The sequence below is a fragment of the Spongiactinospora gelatinilytica genome, assembly GCF_003236385.1.
GTDB lineage: Bacteria > Actinomycetota > Actinomycetes > Streptosporangiales > Streptosporangiaceae > Spongiactinospora > Spongiactinospora gelatinilytica.
The window spans coordinates 22628-38051 of the sequence record NZ_POUA01000027.1; the positions used below are offsets into that span (position 1 = coordinate 22628).

Sequence of the window (15424 nt, forward strand, 5' to 3'; positions counted from 1 at the left end):
GCACTGCGCGGGGACGGGGTCGATCCCGAGCATCTGCCGGAAGGCTGCGGTGGGCACCAGCAGCCTCCGGCCGACCGGGACATTTCCGGTCGATGTCCATTCCGGCCGGGACACATTCAAGATCATCCGGTGACCGGTGGTCACACGGAACGTTCGGACACATTCAGGTGGGGGGCGGTTCCGTGTGGGAGCACGGGTACGACCCGAACCGGCGGGTCATCGAGGTCAACCGTACGGGGCGTCCCACATCGGGTTGGGCGCAGAGAGTGCCATGCCGTGCGGCAGGTACCGCCTGCCGCCGGAGGGAGTGAGCCGTGCTGTTGTGACCGTCAGGTCAGGTCGCGTCTGAGGGGAGCAGTCCGGGTGCCCGTTCGGTGGCCGCCGTGGTGGCGTTGCTGCGAACGCGCAGTACCGCGGCAGCCCCGATGAGCGAGATCGCTCCGCTGATGAGGTACAGGGGGGAGTAGCCGCCGAGGGAGCTGACGATCATCGCGGCGAGGAACGGGGCGACGACCTGCGGCGCGGTGAGTGCGATGTGGAACACGCCGAGGTCGCGGCCGGTGTCGCCGTCCGTGGGCAGGACCAGCGTCGCCAGCGCCAGGTCGACGCCCAGGTACAGCCCCATGGCGAAGGCGCTGACGGCACCGCTGATCAGCGAAGCGGTCCACACCGGCCACACGAACGGGATCAGCATCGACGCCGCGCTGGCCAGCCCGGACCCGAGTACGAACATCCGGTGGTGCTTGAACCGGTCGACCAGCGGCCCGGCGATGGCGGTGCCGACCACGGTGAGCGGGAGCAGGAACGACGAGCCGATCGCGACCGCCTGCGCGGCGGTCATGCCGGACGGCAGCTTGATGTAGTCCTGCATGATGTAGAGGTTGAAGCTGCTGATCATGGCAAAGCCGAGGTAGAGCACGGCTCGGGAGATGAAGACCCAGCGGTAGTCACGGAACCGCAGGCTGGCGAACGTCTGGCGCAGTTCGGTGAACACCGGCCGCCGCTCGCGGACCTCTGTCGCGACGCTGCGCGCCTCGCGCGTGAGCCAGGCGCTCACCAGTGAGGCGAGCGGCACCAGAATGGCCAGGACCAGGTATCCGGTGAAGATCGAATCGACGAAGAAGGCGCCGATCTGCACCCCGGCGATGGCGCCGACAGGCAACCCGAGCCCCTGGACGGTGCTCGCGAGCCCGTGCCGGTGCGCGGGAATCCGGTCGGGAATCGCCGCGAGGATGACGTTGATCCCGATGTTCACCAGCGCCTGCATCAGGAACCAGCCGACGACGAGCCCGGCGACGGTTCCGGCCGAACCGAGCATAATCAGTGAGGCGGCGGTGCCGAGGCCGCCGAAAAAGATCCATGGTGCCCTTCTGCCCCACCGGCTCCGGGTGCGATCGGACAGGATCCCGATGAACGGCGGCACGGCGAACGAGGCGATCGCCGCGATCCCGGTGACCAGAGCGAGCGCGGACGGGGCGCCGTCGCCGGCGATGAGCCGCACCTGCGTGGGGAGCAGGACCTGGAGAGCCCCGGTGATCGCCGCGTAGGCGAAGACGTTGAGTACGAACATCGCAAGCAGGATCGGCCAGACTCGGACCTCCCGGGCGGGGGCGTCGGCGAGCAGTTCGTCCTGTCGAGGGGGATGGGGGGTGGTCACGAACACACCTCCGGGATCGAGGGCCGTTCCGTCGTGGTGGTCATCCACCGAACCGCGGACCGGGCACCGTTCGCATGAGAATCGCACTATAACCTCCAAAGTACGAACATAGAAGTTCGATTTTCGGCAAATCGCATCAGGGCGGCGGAGCCCGACATCGTGGACGCCGGTCACCGTCGAACTCGACTCCCGGGCAGGCGATCACATCGCAGGGTGCGGCGGCCATTGTGCCTGGAGAGATACGCCCCCGCGCCCGAGACGGCGCGCCCGTATCAGCGTTCCGGTCGACTCAGGCCACGCGGCGCGCCGGCTGCCGCTTGGATCGGCTGCGGCGGTGCCCGCCAGCGGATTCGAGCGATCCGTGACCGGATTCACAGCGGGACAACCGGCCGCCCTGGTCCCGGTCCAGCGGACGCCGGGACCGGCGGTCATGTCGTTGTGGCCGCGCCGCCGGCACCGCATCTTCCATCACTCGGTGATTTATGGCCGATTTTCATCCAAAGCCCGATCGGCAACTAGGGTGAGGGGATGACCGACCGTCAACGCTCGCCGCGGATCGAACCGCCTGCGTCGATCGGATCCGTGTTCGACCTCATCCGTCGCGGGACCGCCAACACCCGGCGGGAGATCTCCCGGCACACCGCGCTCGCACCATCCACCGTCTCGCTGCGGGTGGATTCTCTCATCGCGGCCGGCCTCGTCGAGGAGACCACGAGTGGCCGAGTCACCGGTGGCAGGCAGCCGCGCTCGCTGCGCGTCCGGGGTGACGCCGGCGCGGTCGTCTCGGTCGCGCTCGGCACGCACCACTTCCGCCTCGCGATCGCCGACCTGGTCGGGCGGCTGCTGCAGGTGACAGAATGCCCGATCGACGTGACACTCGGCCCGGGCGCGGCGATGCGGGCAATCTGGGAACGGACCCTGATCGCGCTCGGTGACGCTCGTATCGACGTTGGCTCTGTGCGCGGGATGACGCTGGGCGTGCCGGCTCCGATCGACTCCCGGCTGGGCACCGTGACGTTCTCGGCTCAGCTCCCGGGGTGGGACCAGCAGAACCTCTACGACTTGATCAAGCAGCACACCGAGCTCCCGGTGGCGATCGAAAACGACGCGAACCTGCTGGCTCTCGGGGAGTTCCGCACCGTCGCGCCCGGCCTGCGGCACATGCTCGGCATAAAGGTCGGCAGCCGGATCGGTTCCGGGGTCGTCGTCGACGGAAGGTTGTATCCGGGCGCGAGCGGCGCCGCCGGCGAGGTCAGCCACTCCCGTTCGTCCGGTCGTTCGGCGATCCACTGCTGGTGCGGCACTCCCGACTGCCTGGAGTCGGTCGCTGGAGGCGCGGCGGTCGTCGCCCGGCTCCGGCAGGAGGGGTACGACATCGGCGAGACCACCGACCTCGTCACCCTCGCCAGCGCCGGTGACGCGCGCACGATCGAACTGCTTCGCGAGGCCGGTGGGCTGATCGGCGAGGTGTTGTCCTACGTCGTCAACTTCCTCAACCCGGACCTGATCACCTTCGGCGGGCAGCTTTCGGTGGTACCGCCGTTCGTCGCCGCGATCCGCGGCGCGGTGTTCCAGCAGTGTCTTCCCGTGGTCACCGATGCGCTCGACGTGCGGGTCGGCACCGCCGGTGCCGATGCCGAAATCCTCGGCGGCGTCGACCTGATCCTCGACCGCACGCTGCACGTGGACGCCATCGACAAGCTCGTCGCGAGCGGAAGTACCGCTTTCTCCGGCTGACGTGAACAGGCGGCTCGCGGTGGAATGAGTCGCGACCGCCTCGTTCACCATTTCCTCACCGGTCGCCGCATAGCCCGGCTCGGGCCCGAATATCGCCAGGTCCCCCTGCCGATACTGATATCGGTATGCCAATGCGTAGTGGCGGCGAGGGCGCGGCCGTACGGCCGGAACCGACCGCGGGAACGTTGAACACCTCCCGGGCAAAAGGAGTATTGGAACCCGTCATCGAGGGCGTTGTTCACGCTGTCGCCGCCCGTGAGGGTTGAGGTAGGCGCTCCCGCTGGGCCACGACCCATCCTCGATAGGAGAAAACCTCGGTGAACGACGTATCCGCGCACACGGCGACCACAAGCGCCACTGCGGCCATCCGGCGACTCAGCGGTCTCACCGCCGACCGCATCCACGTGGTCGTCGATCCCGGTATCGGCGACGGGTTTCGGGCCTGGGCCGCCGATGGTGACCTGCATGTCACTGCCTCGGGCGCGGGGGCGGCCATCGCGGGGTACGCCGCGTTCGCCCGCCGGACCGGAGTGGCCCATGTGTCGCGGTTCGGCACCCGTCCGGTTGACGGTGATCTCCCCGTGGACGTGGTGGTCGAGCGGCGGGCACGGCTCGGCCTGCGCGTCGCCTACAACCTCACGGTGTCGGGGTACACGACGCCGTACTTCGACTGGGCGCAGTGGGAAGCCGAACTGGACCTGCTCGCCGCGAGTGGGGTCAATGCCGCACACATCACGCTCGGCCAGGAAGTTGTCTATCTGGAGACGTTCACCCGGTTCGGGTACACGGAGGAAGAGGTCCTCCGATGGCTCGGGCCGCCGTCGCACCAGCCGTGGCTGTGGCTGAACAGCATCCAGAGTTTCGGCAAGGGCACGACACGCACGCTGGTCGAGAAGCGTGTCGAGCTGGCCCGCAGGGTCGTCCAGCGAATGCGCGAGCTGGATATCACTCCGATTTTCCCGGGTTTCAGCGGCGCCGTCCCGCCGAAGTTCGGTGAGCGCAACGAAGGCGCCCGGGTGGTGCCGCAAGGGCTCTGGTTCTTGGATGTCGCCGGGCCGGAGCGGCCGGACTGGCTCGACACGACCTCGGACGCGTACGCCGCGGTCGCCGAGACGTTTTACGCGACGCAACGCTCCACGTTCGGTGCCAGCGGGATGTGGGCGGTGGACCTGCTGCACGAGGGCGGAACGACCGGCGGGGTCGACCTCGCGGAAGCCGCGCGCGGGGTGCAGCGGGCCATGGTGGCCGCCGACCCGGACTCGAAGTGGGTGCTGCAAGCCTGGATCGGCAACCCTCGCCGGGAACTGCTCGAGGGGGTCGACCTGTCCCAGGTGCTCGTGCTCGACCTGACCGGTGAGGCCGCCGACGCCGACGGCGGCTTCCTGGACGCGGAGTGGGCGCTGGGCATCCTGCCGAATTACGGTGGCCGGACGGTGCTGTACGGAGACGTGGCGGCGGTCGCCGCAACGCCGAAGCGCTGGGCCGTGGACGGCGAACCGTCCAGTCTGGCCGGTCTGACCAATATGGCCGAGGGCGTCGGGAACAACCCGGTGCTGTGGGATCTGTTCAGCGACCTCGCGTGGGCCGACGGCGAGATCCAGATCGGCCCCTGGCTCGACGAGTGGACGACCGCCCGGTACGGCGCTGCCGACGAACACGCGCGGGCCGCATGGCGGACCCTGGTCGAGACCGCTTACGGGCCGTGGCGGCACGATGGCACGGGCGCTACTCCGGCCGAGTCGCAGCAGGCCATGGCGGGCAACGCGGTCGACGCGACCGACGCCGGCAAAGAGCCCGTCCCGGGGGGACCGTTCGCGGCGATGGAGGTCACCGATCCTTCGCTGGAGACCTTCGCCATGCCGTACGGGAGTACCGATTCGGTGATCGCGGCCATCCCCAGCCTGCGGGCCAACCAGGCGAGCATGATGGGGCCGCGTGCGCTGCCCTACCGGGAGGACGCACTCATCCCCGCCCTGCGGGAGCTGCTGGCCGCCGCCGATTCCCTGCACACCACGGGGTTCGCGTACGACCTCGCCGACGTCGCCCGCCAGGTGGCCGACGACGCCGCCCGCGCGGGCCTGCGAGCGATCGCCGAGGCGGCCGAGGCGAAGGACCTCGGGTCCTACGACGAGCGCGTGGCCGACTATCTGGAGTTGATCGACGCCCAGGAAGCGGTCCTGCGCACCAATGAGCATTTCCTGCTCGGGCGATGGGTCGACGACGCCCGCGCGTGGGGTTCGACGGCGGAGGAGAGCACCTACCTTGCGGAGGAAGCCAAGCGGCTGCTGACGTCCTGGGGCTACGCGGACTCCACCTTTCTGGTCGACTACGGGAACCGCGGCTGGGCGGGCCTGGTCGGCGACTACTACCGCTCCCGGTGGACCGCCTGGCTGGCGCAGATCCGCAACGTCCTCACCGGGGAAGCCACGACGCCGATCGACTGGTACCGGTTCGCCGACGAGTGGATCCAGAGCGGCACCCGGTACCCGAGCCGCCCGCACGGCGAGCTGAAGACGGCTGCGCAGGCAGTTCTGGAGATCGCCGAACGGCTCACCTCGGCGAAATAGGCCGAGCGGAAACGGGCCCTTATCGGAGCCGGAAATCAAGCTGGAATCCGCTGCGCCCCGAACTGCGCGCATTCCGCACCGCGCGGGCACAGTTCACGTCCGGGGCACCGGATATCGGAGAAAGGCGCTTTACCCCATGACGACGCATCTGAACACCCAGGACATGGGATGTCCTTATCAGCATCCGCCGGTGATGCCCAGGGACGGTACTCCGTTCCGGCCCTCCCCGCAGTTCGCGCAGTGGCGTGCCGAGGCACCGGCGACCCGGCTCACCGCCGAGGACGGGAACGTCGGGTGGTTCGTCACCGGTTACGAGCTGGCCCGCCAGGTGCTCCAGGACCCCCGCTTCAGCATGTCCGACCGGCGGACCCCGCTGGGACCCACACCGCTGCCGATGGGGAAGCCGATCGACGCGGAGCGGGTGCACGCCCTGATGGTCGGCAACGTCCTGGGTCTCGACCCGCCCCAGCACACGAGGATCCGCCGGGCAGCGGTCGGGCGCTTCTCGGTCCGCGGGGTGCGGCGGCAACGGCCGGCGATCGGCGAGTTCATCGAACGGCGGCTCGACGAGATTCTCGCCGCCGGGCCCACCGCCGACCTGTTCGAGGATTTCGCCGTCCCGGTTTCGGTGTTCGCCCACTGCCGGGTCCTGGGCATCCCGGACGCCAAGGCCGAGGAATTCACCGCCATCTTCGCCACCGACGAACTGAGGTTCGGCGACATGGTGGAGTTCGCGGCCGACGTACTCGACCTGAAGGCCGCCGACCTCGTCGAGGACACGATCAGCGATCTCCTGCGCTCGGAGCTCACCGGACCCGAGCGGCTGGGAATCGTCACGGTGCTGATGGGCTCGGGGCGCGACGCGATCGCGTACATGATCGGAACGATCATGGTGTCGCTCCTGTCGGATCCCGGCCAGCTGGAGACCTTGCGGCGCGAGCCCGAGCGCATCCCCGCCGCGGTCGAGGAGTTCGTGCGGTTCCACGCGATGTTCGTCTCGACCCACCCGCGAACCGTGGCGGAGGACCTGACCCTGGAGGGGATCGACTTCCGCAAGGGCGAACCGGTCTGGGTGTCCACAGTGGCCGCCAGCCGCGACGGCGAGCGGTTCCCCGACCCGGACACCTTTGATGTCACGCGCGAGGCGTCCGGCCACCTCGCCTTCGGCCACGGCATCCACGCGTGCATCGGACAGCAGCTGGCCCGTGTGGTGATCGCCGAAGCGATCACCCTACTGCTGGCGCGCCTGCCGGCACTGCGCCTGGTCGAGGCCGAACAGCAGGCACCGATGGCGTTCGCCGGCGACCTGCCGACCTACGCGCCGGGGACCGTCCGCGTCGCCTGGGACCAGGGATCCGAACGGGGGTGAGCAAGGCGGCTGCGGCTCGCCGGCGTCACGAGGTCGTCACGAGGTCGTCACGGTGTCGTTGCGATGCCGAGCAGCGGGTGTTCCGGGGTGCTCGATCCCAGCTCGTGGAAGCCGAGGCGAGTGTAGAACGCCAATGCCCCCGTGTTCGAGGAGTCGACGCCGAGGTACAGCGCCGGCACCCCGCGCTCGGCGAGCGCCCCGCGGAACGTGTCGACCAGACGCCTGCCGAAGCCCCGGCCCTGCAACTCCGGCAGCAGGTTGATGTGCAGGTGCGCCGGGTAGTCCGCGATCTCGGGGATACGGGTCGCCTCGGGATGCAGTCCCACCCAGACGAGCAGCTCCTCGCTGATCGCGGGCGCCTGGCCGGTCGGGGGACCCGGTTCCGGATGCCTCTCCGCGAACCCGGGTGCCCAATTCCGTTCCCACCAGGTGATGAACGCGGCGGTGTCGGCGACGCCGATGACATAGCCGAGGACGTGTTCCCCGTCGCCGACGACGAACGCGAGATCAGGCGCGAACTCCAGGTACGGCAGCGCGGCCACGTCGGCGATGAGCGTGTCGTCGGAGTACATCCCCGTCGCGTCGGCGCCGCTCGCCCCAGTACGGAGGCAGATGTTCGCCACATCATCGCGATCGGCCGGCCGGTACGGGCGGATCGTCAGCCCGTCCCCTCTGCTGGGCCCTGCCTGTTCGATGTCGTTCATGACCACTGCCGACCTTTCTGGTGAGGGGGATCAACTGGATGATCGCGGTGCGAGCCGGGTAGCGTCCTATGCGTCCATGGACCGCCGTGTGTTCAGCGTCGAGGATCCGAGGTCTTGCGACAACGCTGTGGTTTGTCGGAATCGGTACGATCTTTGCCAATCAAGGAGGGCGTGGATGTCGGTCGTCTACGAGCACCTTGAGCCGCTCTACCCGCTCGGCTGGCGGCACTTCCGGCTCCGGGCGCCCTGGCTCCCGCCGCGCAGCAGCCACGTCCATCCCGAGTTCGAGTTGACGTACATCGTGCGCGGAGCGGGGACCCAGCTCCTCGGAGACTCGATCGATCAGTACGAGTCTGGCGACCTCGTACTGATCGGTCCCCATTTGGCCCACATGTACGCGTCGATCCCCGAGGGCGGGCCGGTCGAGGCGATCGTCGTGCAGTTCACGCGGGACGTTCTCGGCGCAGGGTTCTTCGATCAGCCGGTGTTCGCCGATGTGGCCATGCTCCTGGACGCCTCGGCCGACGGACTTCGATTCGCCGAGGTGCCGCCCGCGCTGGCGACCCTCGATGACCTCACGCCCGCGGAGAAGACCGTCGCGCTGCTGGACATCCTCGTCGCCCTCAGCCGCGGACCCTATGTCCGTCTCGCCCCCGGCCAGTCCGCGTCCGACACATCCGGCGCGCGCCGGATCGAGACGATCGTGGCGTACGTACACGAACACTACCGCTCACAGATCACTCTCCAGGACATCGCCGACGCCGTGCAAATGAACCCGAGCGCCACGAGCCGGCTCTTCTCCCGGTCGACCGGATTCACCCTTACGCGGTTCATCACCGTCGTGCGGCTCAACGCCGCATGCCGCCTCCTGCACGACACGGACCTGCCGATCGCGACCATCGCGTCGAGATGCGGCTTCGGCAACCTCTCGAACTTCAACCGGCGATTTCGCGAGGTGAAGCAGAGCACGCCGAAGGCCCACCGCGCACTCCTCCATGCGGGGCAAGGAGGAGCGCCGAGCCACGAGCACCTCCCCGACAGGAAGTGGGCCATGGAGTTCTTTCAAGGATGATCACTGTCCGGGAGCACGATTCCCGGCCACCGGGTGGCGACACTGCGATGTAGCTCCGTGGTCCGCACCTGTGCAAGAAGTCGCGCGCCACGACCGCCGGCGATCAGACCGCCCGCGACTCGTTCCTACCGACGACGGTCCGGTGCTGCACGGCCTGCTGGGGGAGCCGACCCGCATTCGTACCCGCGCTGACCCCACGGGCGGTAAAGTCCAGGCTGTTCAACCCAGTGATCGGTCCCACTTCGACGCGGAGGGAAATGCTATGCCTCCCGGCAAATCCCCATGTCCGCGTCGACAGGGCCTTTGGCGTCGACCTGGATCGGCCAAGGCTCGGACCGCGCTGCTGGTCTCGGCTTTGCGATGGCGTTCGTCGGCGGATGCGGCGGCACAGGCGGCTCCACCCGGGCGGCGGCCTCGCCCGCCGCCGGCGCGCAGGCGCGGTTCCAGGGGGTTCAGCCCGATCGCCTTGACCCGGACGAGAACCTCCGTCGGAAGGGCGCGGGGCTGGGGCATGTCCACGATGGTGAGGACCTCTGGGCCGCCGAATGCATGCTGGGTGATGGCTCGCACGACTCTCCTGGTTTCGGGGTGTGGGAAGGGGGGCTGCTTTTCCGATAGGCCAGCACGATGGTCGTGCTCTACGGCCTTGGCAAGGGCCTGTACGCCATGGCGAGCTGGTCGAGTCGATCGCACCCTCAGGATTCATCCGGTGCGACCTACCTCAACGATGAACGCCATAACTCAGGCGTACCACCGGTGTCACGCCAGAATATTCCGATAACCCGCCAATATGTCGGGGTCACAAGCTCTGGCCCTGACGGGCCTGAGCCCCCGTGTCGCCAGCGACGCTCGACCCCGGCGGCCATGCCCAGAGGCCGCGAACGCGGGTTAGGGTGAGTGCCCATGACCGGACTTGTCCACGAGCCGGTGTTCTGGACCGACGATTCCTCGGTCTGCGAGCCTATGGCCCACGGCGAGGACATCGCCGCGCACTTCCATGACTTCGGCCAGCTCAGGTACGCCGTCTCCGGAGCACTGGTCACTGTGACCCAGGTCGGCACATGGGTGGCGCCGGCGAACCGCATCACCTGGGTGCCACCTTTCTATGTGCACAGCGGTCGCTCGTACGGTGAGACCGATGTCCGGCTGCTCCGGGTTCCGGCGGCAGTGGCCGGGCAACTGCCGGCCGAGCCCTCGGTGTTCGTGACCAGTGCGCTGTTGCGCGAGGCGTACCTGGCGCTGATCGGCGACGACGGCCCGGCCGACGGCCCCCGCGCCCGTCTGCTGTCGAAGGTCTCGTCTCGCAGTACATGACCGCGCTGGCCCGCCGGGGGGTGGGCTCGGAGCGGGTGTCACGATGCTCAGTCCGAACATGCCCGAGTCGTGGATCGTCCAGGCCGCGACGTACCTCTTGGGCGGGCGCTTCACCGGCCTTCAGGCCCTGGCCTCGGTCGAGGACCACATCGTCGTCTGCGAGGATGCGGAGGCCACGGTGCTGGTGGTGACCACGCCCCTGGAGGAGCGCGGGCGCCAGGTCCTCGCCGAGGTCGGTTCGCTGAGACACCTGATGGTGATCCCGGCCGCAGGCGGCCTGCCTGCGGGCGAGTCTCACGGGGCTCGGCCTCTTGATGCCGGCCCGGCCACCGAGACGGACGTCGCATGGTTGCAGTACACCGGGGGGACGACCGGGAGACCGAAGGGCCTGATGCAGCCGCATCGGTCGATGGTGCAGCTGGTCTACGCGCACCTGGCCGACTTCGAACAGCCGCACATGCCGCGGTACCTGGCCTCGGCTCCGCTCACCCATGCCACCGGGCTTGGTGTGATCCCAACGCTGCTTCGTGGCGGCACCGTCGTGATCGAGCAGGGTTTCGACCCCGGCCGCTTCCTCGACGTCATCGAAGCGGAGCGCATCAACTGCGTCAGCGCCTCCCGACGATGATCTACGCGCTGCTGGACCACGAGCGTCCGGAGACGCGAGACCTGTCCGGTCTCGAGGTGATCTGGTACGCCACCGGGCCGATGTCCCCGGTGCGCCTGGCCGAGGCTTGTGAACGTATCGGTCCGGTCTTTTCCCAGATATACGGGCAGACGGAGTCGACCGGCATCGGGACGGTCCTGCCCAAGGTCGCGCACCAGACCGCGAGCCTGGAGCGGCTCGCCTCCTGTGGTCGTCCCGTGGTCGGGAACCGCATCAGGCTGATCGACGACGACGGTCACGACGTTCCCCTGGGCGAGGTGGGCGAGATCGCCATGCGGAACCGCGGGGTCATGCTCGGCTACAGGAACCTTCTCGAGGAGACAGAGGCAGCGCTCAAGGGCGGCTGGCTGCACACGGGAGACATGGCCCGCCAGGACGACGAGGGCCTCCTGTACATCGTCGACCGCAAAAGGACGTGATCATCTCCGGCGGCTTCAACATCTACGCGAGCGAGGTCGAGGCCGCCCTGGCAGGGCACCCTTCGGTCGGCTCGGCGGCCGTCATCGGTGTGCCCGACCAGAGGTGGGGCGAGAAGGTCACCGCTTTCGTGGTCGGGTGCCCTGGGCACGGACGAAGGAGACCGTAGAGATCATCCGTGCGGCCTTGCGCCGTGAGGTGGTCGGGTACAGCGGCCACTCCTTCCAGCTTCCCCTACCCGCCGGCCAGGGCACCGGCCTGGGCAGATCGCTGAAGATGCCGGCCAAGCCGGAACGCTCCTCGGTCCCGCTCTACGTCGCCGCGCTGGGACCCAGGTCGGTAGAAAGCGCGGCGGCGTACGCCGACGGCTGGCTGCCGTTCCTCTACTCTCCCGAGGGCGCCGCCAGGGTCTGGGGCGGCCCGCTCGCCGCTGGTGCCGCCGAGCGCCCCGAGGGCCTGGCGCCGCTGGAGGTCGTGGCCGGCGGCATGGTCGCGGTCGGCGAGGACGTGAAGGGGATGCTCGACTTCGCGCGGCCGATGTTCGCCCTATATATCGGAGGCATGAGCGCCCGTGGCAGGAACGTCTACAACGACCTCGCCTGCCGGTACGGCTACGAGGCGGAGGCCAAGGAGATTCAGGATCTGTATCTCGACGGCATGAAGGAGGTTGAGGCCAAGGTCCCGCTCGAACTGCTGGAGCAGGTGAACCTCGTCGGCCCCGCGTCGTACGTCAAGGAGCGGATCGAGGCCTTCCGCGAGTCTGGCGTGACCGACCTCCAGGTGAGCCCGGCCGGCGACGACCCTGCCGGGTACAGCCCCGACACATTCCGGCGAGCCCCTCGTGAGCACAGCCGACCTGCCGCCGGTGAGCCGGCTCACCGGCGGCCCCGCCGCGCGTCCGAAGCCTCCTGGGCACGTCCGGTACGCCAGGCGGTTCCTATGGCACCCGTGCGGTCGCGGTGATCAGGCGGCCTTGCCGCGGGCGATGAAGAGGTTCATGTCGGTGAAGTCGACGGTGGCGTTGTAGGGCTTGAAGAAGCTGTGGGGGAAGTGGCCGATCGTGTCGATCCCTGTCCCGTGCGGCCAGGGCACGTTGACCGGGTGGCTGGGGTCCGTCTCGCAGTAGACCTCCTTGGCGACGGCGTCGCCGAGGCGGACCTCCTTCGGGTAGCAGGGGTAGGTGACGGTCGGGTGACTGTGGGCGAATGTCTCGATCGGGCGGTCGTAGTCGGTGCGGACCCGCAACCGCTTGGCCGTTTCCCCCAGGAGGCCCGCGGCGGTCTCGCCGAATCCGCCGAAGTTCACGCCCACCACCCGCAGGCCGGACCCGGCGATGCTGCCGAGGCTGTGCATGTTGTGGTCACGGGCCAGCCACAGCGGCAGGGGCTTGGCGCCCGCCCGTACGGCGTCGGCGCGTACCTTTCTGGCCACCTCGGGGGTCCGGCGGCGCAGGATCAGTGACCGGCCTGCGTAGTCGAAGGTGGTCAGCAAGTGGTAGAAGACCCACATACCGATCATTCCGTCGCTGTCGGTGCCGACATCTCCGCCCGACTCCGTCGCCGACCAGCCGACCGGGACATTGCGCAGTTCGATATCGCCCAGCTTGAAGGAGTCCAGCACTCCGTAGTGCACCCATATGATGGTGCCCTCGAACTCGGTCTTCTCACTGACGACGGGGCTCAGCCCGGCCTCCTTGGCCACCGACGCGCGCAGGCTCAGATTCGGGGCACCGGTGTAGAACGTGAAGCGTTTCGTCGGCCCGCCGTTGACCGAGGCCTCTACCAGCGGCGTCGGGTCCATCTGCTTCCATTCCACCCGCGCGATGTCACCGTGGACCTGATAGGGCTCACCGCTGACCGCCGCGAACCACTTGGCGTAGCCGCTCTCGCCCGCCGCCTGCCAATGTGGTGCGGAGAGGGCTAGTTTATCCTGCCGGATGTAGCAGTCGCCCAGAAGCGTGTTGGTTTCCTTGTCGTCGGGTGCCAGGTCAAAGGCCATCTTGAGGTACTTCTCGGCGTCGGCGAACCGATTGGACAACAGTCCGACATAGCCGCGCTGGCGGGCCGCGCGCAGGTTCGCAGGGTCTTTTCTCAGGATCTCCTCGTACGCGCGGGCCGCCTGTTCGAACTCACCGGCCTTGAACAGCGCGTCGGCGTCACCGCTGTCGGCCAGTGCCGTGGCCGCCTTGCCCAGCAGCGGCGCGGCCGCGGCGGCGCCGGCCACCACGGCGGCGCCCCGAAACAGCGAACGCCGGTCCCATTTCCCGTCTTCAGCCACGCCTTCTCCTTTTCACGATCGCCTTTGTCGTAACGTTTCGTCCCAGCAGCTCCGGCCGGTTCGCCTCGGCCCCGCTCGATGAGGGCGACGCTTGTGGTGCCGGGGCCGCCGGGCCGTACGGCGTCGTCCCGATGCGGGCGTCCGGATCGCTTCTCAGTCGCTCTGTAACTCGCCCGCCGGTCGACCCGTCCACTGTCGTCTGGCGGCGTCCGCACCCCGTTCGCGCCGTGTCATGGTTGTGTCACAGTCGGACGGCCACGGGTGCTGATCATGAACAGGCGCTGAGCCGACGGACCGGCGATCGTAGAATCGCGACGCGGGCTCGGAGGGTCTCAAGCGGGTCTAGCATCGACAGCCATGCGGGTAGTGGCATTGGCCCTCGCGCTGGCGCTGATGCCGGGTGGCTCGATGGGGCCATTGGGCGAGCTGACAGACCTGATGGTGCGACGGATGCGGGTCGGCGATCTGGTGGCGGCTGCGGAGTTCGGGACGCCGCGGCCGATCGATGATCCCGTGCGTGAGCAGCAGGTCCTGGAAGGCGTGCGGGCCCGGTCGATGGCGATGGGGCTCGATCCAGAGTCCGCGGTACGGTTCTTCCGGGCACAGATCGAGGCGAACAAGGCCGTTCAGCGTGGGTTGTACGCGCGGTGGATGCGGCATCCGGACGAGGTGCCTGCCGAGCGGCCCGACCTCCTCACCGACGTGCGGCTGTGGCGCGTCGGGTATCCGGGGAATCGCGTACTCGACCATCCGGCCTCTGGTGGAGGGCGCATTCGCCAAGTCCGAGGGACGCCGATGCCGGGGTGGTGCAGGAGCGTGCGTTCCCTCTGTCGTCCTGCCTTCTTGTGCATGCCGGTTGACGGGCTCGGACTCCTCCAGTCTTTCCCGGCCCGGTCGCCGTATACCGATGTGAACGAAGCGGGCTCCGCTTTCCGTTACTCTCTACAGTGTAGAGAGTAAGGAGTGATATGCGGATTTCTACTACCACGATCGCGCTCACGGTGGACGACGTGTCCGCCTCGTCCGGCTTCTTGAGCGGCCACTTCGGCTTCCGCGAGGTCGCGGCGGCCGACGGCTTCGCCAAGCTGGTCCACGAGGACGCCCCCGAGGTGGTCTTCCTGCGCCCTGGGACCGACGTCCTGCCGCAGGAGCACCGGGACCGGCGCGCCGGCGGCATCATCCTCGCGTTCACCGTGGGCGACGTGCCCGCAGAGTACGAACGGCTCGCCGCCGCCGGCGTGGCCATCACCATGCCGCTGCGCGTGGACCCATGGGGAGAGCGGCTGTTCCAGGTCACCGACCCCAACGGCGTGGTGATCCAGCTCGTGGACTGGGTCACACCCGCGGACTAGCCCGTGGTTTGAAAGGGCCTCCGACAGCCGGTAACCGGATCGGTCCCCAGGCATCATGCGCTCGGCGAGCCCGGTGCCGCCGAAGGCGGCGTCGAACTGCCCGGCGTACGGGCGGTGCGCACAGCCGGGAGCGGCTTATCAGGGAGTCGTCGGCGTATCTGGGCGACGAGGAGGAACATCGGGTGGCGTCGCAGGATTGAGCTCTTCGGCCAGAACGCGCACCGGTGGGCGGCGGCGAGGTTGATCGGCCCCGACGGGTCGGGTGGGGCCGCCAGCGACTGCGTGCTGGGG

The 15424-nt window shown here is 68.6% G+C and carries 14 protein-coding genes; 11 read left to right on the plus strand and 3 right to left on the minus strand.

The window, feature by feature from the left end:
- Window positions 1–334: 334 nt before the first annotated feature.
- On the minus strand, window positions 335–1657 hold the full coding sequence (locus C1I98_RS05925) for an MFS transporter (protein WP_146607302.1): 1323 nt from the start codon (window positions 1655–1657) through the stop codon (window positions 335–337).
- 582 nt (window positions 1658–2239) lie between these two features.
- Between C1I98_RS05925 and C1I98_RS05930 the strand changes: the two genes are divergently transcribed.
- The 3 genes from C1I98_RS05930 (at window position 2240) to C1I98_RS05940 (ending at window position 7330) form a co-directional block, all read left to right on the plus strand.
- Window positions 2240–3394 carry an ROK family transcriptional regulator gene (locus C1I98_RS05930; protein WP_158557927.1) on the plus strand — a complete coding sequence of 385 codons (1155 nt, stop codon included), beginning with the start codon at window positions 2240–2242 and terminating at the stop codon, window positions 3392–3394.
- A 317-nt stretch (window positions 3395–3711) separates the two neighbouring features.
- Entirely contained in the window at window positions 3712–5961 is a 2250-nt protein-coding gene (locus C1I98_RS05935) for an alpha-N-acetylglucosaminidase (protein ID WP_199536746.1), read from the plus strand.
- 136 nt (window positions 5962–6097) lie between these two features.
- Entirely contained in the window at window positions 6098–7330 is a 1233-nt protein-coding gene (locus tag C1I98_RS05940) for a cytochrome P450 (protein ID WP_111166058.1), read from the plus strand.
- Between the two features lie 47 nt (window positions 7331–7377).
- Here the strand turns inward: C1I98_RS05940 and C1I98_RS05945 are convergent, their stop codons facing one another.
- Window positions 7378–8034 carry a GNAT family N-acetyltransferase gene (locus C1I98_RS05945; RefSeq protein ID WP_199536747.1) on the minus strand — a complete coding sequence of 219 codons (657 nt, stop codon included), beginning with the start codon at window positions 8032–8034 and terminating at the stop codon, window positions 7378–7380.
- Between the two features lie 175 nt (window positions 8035–8209).
- Between C1I98_RS05945 and C1I98_RS40350 the strand changes: the two genes are divergently transcribed.
- The 6 genes from C1I98_RS40350 (at window position 8210) to C1I98_RS05985 (ending at window position 12467) form a co-directional block, all read left to right on the plus strand.
- Entirely contained in the window at window positions 8210–9106 is an 897-nt protein-coding gene (locus C1I98_RS40350) for an AraC family transcriptional regulator (protein ID WP_158557928.1), read from the plus strand.
- Window positions 9107–10009: 903 nt separating this feature from the next.
- Window positions 10010–10420: an AraC family ligand binding domain-containing protein gene (locus C1I98_RS05965; protein ID WP_199536748.1), complete on the plus strand. Its 411-nt coding sequence runs from the start codon at window positions 10010–10012 to the stop codon at window positions 10418–10420.
- A 43-nt stretch (window positions 10421–10463) separates the two neighbouring features.
- Window positions 10464–11048 (plus strand): AMP-binding protein, encoded by a 585-nt coding sequence (locus C1I98_RS44905; RefSeq protein ID WP_111166061.1) that lies wholly within the window; start codon window positions 10464–10466, stop codon window positions 11046–11048.
- On the plus strand, window positions 11045–11506 hold the full coding sequence (locus tag C1I98_RS44910) for an AMP-binding protein (protein WP_111166062.1): 462 nt from the start codon (window positions 11045–11047) through the stop codon (window positions 11504–11506). The genes C1I98_RS44905 and C1I98_RS44910 overlap by 4 nt, the downstream gene beginning before the upstream one ends.
- Window positions 11503–11673, plus strand: coding sequence for an AMP-binding enzyme (locus tag C1I98_RS05980; RefSeq protein ID WP_158557930.1), 171 nt, complete (start codon window positions 11503–11505; stop codon window positions 11671–11673). The genes C1I98_RS44910 and C1I98_RS05980 overlap by 4 nt, the downstream gene beginning before the upstream one ends.
- A gap of 17 nt (window positions 11674–11690) precedes the next feature.
- On the plus strand, window positions 11691–12467 hold the full coding sequence (locus C1I98_RS05985) for an LLM class flavin-dependent oxidoreductase (RefSeq protein WP_233507218.1): 777 nt from the start codon (window positions 11691–11693) through the stop codon (window positions 12465–12467).
- On the opposite strand, the gene C1I98_RS05990 is transcribed toward C1I98_RS05985, so the two are convergent.
- Window positions 12468–13781, minus strand: a complete 1314-nt coding sequence (locus tag C1I98_RS05990) for a tetratricopeptide repeat protein (RefSeq protein WP_111166065.1) — start codon at window positions 13779–13781, stop codon at window positions 12468–12470. It lies immediately after the preceding gene.
- A 357-nt stretch (window positions 13782–14138) separates the two neighbouring features.
- On the opposite strand from C1I98_RS05990, the gene aroQ reads away from it, so the two are divergent.
- Both aroQ and C1I98_RS06000 read left to right on the plus strand, forming a co-directional pair.
- Window positions 14139–14741 carry a gamma subclass chorismate mutase AroQ gene (gene aroQ / locus C1I98_RS05995; protein WP_111166066.1) on the plus strand — a complete coding sequence of 201 codons (603 nt, stop codon included), beginning with the start codon at window positions 14139–14141 and terminating at the stop codon, window positions 14739–14741.
- Between the two features lie 8 nt (window positions 14742–14749).
- Window positions 14750–15133 carry a VOC family protein gene (locus C1I98_RS06000; protein WP_111166067.1) on the plus strand — a complete coding sequence of 128 codons (384 nt, stop codon included), beginning with the start codon at window positions 14750–14752 and terminating at the stop codon, window positions 15131–15133.
- Window positions 15134–15424: the final 291 nt, after the last annotated feature.

What these genes read in the sequence shown, in the direction of transcription:
- C1I98_RS40350 (WP_158557928.1), top strand. Translation starts at nt 8,210, where the DNA reads ATGTCGGTCGTCTACGAGCACCTTGAGCCGCTCTACCCGCTCGGCTGG.
- C1I98_RS44905 (WP_111166061.1), top strand. Translation starts at nt 10,464, where the DNA reads ATGCTCAGTCCGAACATGCCCGAGTCGTGGATCGTCCAGGCCGCGACG.
- C1I98_RS06000 (WP_111166067.1), top strand. Translation starts at nt 14,750, where the DNA reads ATGCGGATTTCTACTACCACGATCGCGCTCACGGTGGACGACGTGTCC.
- C1I98_RS05940 (WP_111166058.1), top strand. Translation starts at nt 6,098, where the DNA reads ATGACGACGCATCTGAACACCCAGGACATGGGATGTCCTTATCAGCAT.
- C1I98_RS05945 (WP_199536747.1), bottom strand. Translation starts at nt 8,034, where the DNA reads ATGAACGACATCGAACAGGCAGGGCCCAGCAGAGGGGACGGGCTGACG.
- C1I98_RS44910 (WP_111166062.1), top strand. Translation starts at nt 11,045, where the DNA reads ATGATCTACGCGCTGCTGGACCACGAGCGTCCGGAGACGCGAGACCTG.
- C1I98_RS05965 (WP_199536748.1), top strand. Translation starts at nt 10,010, where the DNA reads ATGACCGGACTTGTCCACGAGCCGGTGTTCTGGACCGACGATTCCTCG.
- aroQ (WP_111166066.1), top strand. Translation starts at nt 14,139, where the DNA reads ATGCGGGTAGTGGCATTGGCCCTCGCGCTGGCGCTGATGCCGGGTGGC.